General features: G+C 24.6%; 2 protein-coding genes. Both read left to right on the top strand.

The window, feature by feature from the left end:
- A partial coding sequence (locus C6B38_RS04425; protein ID WP_199558582.1) for a citrate lyase holo-[acyl-carrier protein] synthase occupies nucleotides 1-256 on the top strand: 256 nt, incomplete at its 5' end.
- Between the two features lie 75 nt (nucleotides 257-331).
- Nucleotides 332-1,228: a GNAT family N-acetyltransferase gene (locus C6B38_RS04420; RefSeq protein ID WP_105298801.1), complete on the top strand. Its 897-nt coding sequence runs from the start codon at nucleotides 332-334 to the stop codon at nucleotides 1,226-1,228.
- Nucleotide 1,229 lies beyond the last annotated feature (1 nt).

Below are 1,229 nucleotides of genomic sequence, written 5' to 3'. Positions count from 1 at the left end.
TCCTTCTTTTTTAAAAATATTAAAAAAAAAATTTTTATATTTAGAACAAATAGAAAAAAACTTTATGTTAGTAGATATTGATTTAATTGATCCTTTACATCGATTTATTTCACGTATTGATTTGCAACAATTACCAAGAAATTGTTTTTTGTGTTCACAACCTGCTAAAATTTGCGCTATTCAAAAAAAACATTCAACGGAAAATTTAATATTTTTTGTCGATTCTTTAATTATTAAAGCATTAGAACAAATTTAAGTTTGTATTTTTAATAATTTTTTTTGAATATTTTTGAAAAAATTATATTTAAAAATAAGAAAGAGCAAAAAAGAGATGGACTTTGCTTATTCCGTTAAACAAGTTTTGCCAAATGAGTATAACTATATTAATCATATTAATCAATTTTTAGAATCATTAGATTTAAGACCTGATTTAGTGCAGGAATATGGTGTTATTTATAATCAAAAACAAATTATTGGTGTTATTGGTCGTTATTTAAATAATTTAAAATGTTTAGGCGTTTCACCTTCTTATCAAGGATATAATTTAGCTAATACTTTAGTTACTTATATGATTGAAAAAATATATCAACAAGGTTTTAATGAAGTTTTCGTTTTTACAAAACCAGTTTACGAAGAACTTTTTCAACAATTAGGTTTTGAATTGATTGTGAAAAATGAAAAAGCTCTTTTTTTAACTAATAGATATGATTATTTTCAAAACTATTTACAGTATCTACGATCTCAAAAACAACCAACAGAGTTGAATGGCGTTATTGTTTTGAATGCAAATCCTTTTACCAAAGGACATCAATATTTAATTAAAAAAGCCAGTGAACAAATGGAATGTGTTTATTTAATTTTAGTAAAAGAAGAAGCATCTTTGTTTACTTATCAACAACGCTTAACTATGACTAAATTAGGAACAAAATATTTGCGTAATGTTGTAGTATTAGAAGGAAGTTATTATTTAGTGTCTAAAAATATCTTTCCCTCTTATTTTTTACCTTCAGTTACTGAGGTTATTAAAACACAAACACAATTGGATACTCAAATTTTCCTTAATTATTTTGTGCCTCTTTTAAGAATCAAAAAACGTTTCGTAGGCGAAGAACCTTTTTCTAAAACAACAAACTTATACAATGAAACCATGCGATCTATGATGCGAAATAATAATTTTGATTTAGTGAAACCATGCGATCTATGATGCGAAATAATAATTTTGATTTAGT

It is taken from the genome of Spiroplasma sp. ChiS (genome assembly GCF_002968355.1).
Taxonomy (GTDB): Bacteria; Bacillota_I; Bacilli_A; order Mycoplasmatales; family Mycoplasmataceae; genus Spiroplasma; species Spiroplasma citri.
The sequence above is the reverse complement of the archived record's forward strand: the minus strand, read 5'-3'. Positions and strand labels throughout refer to the sequence as shown.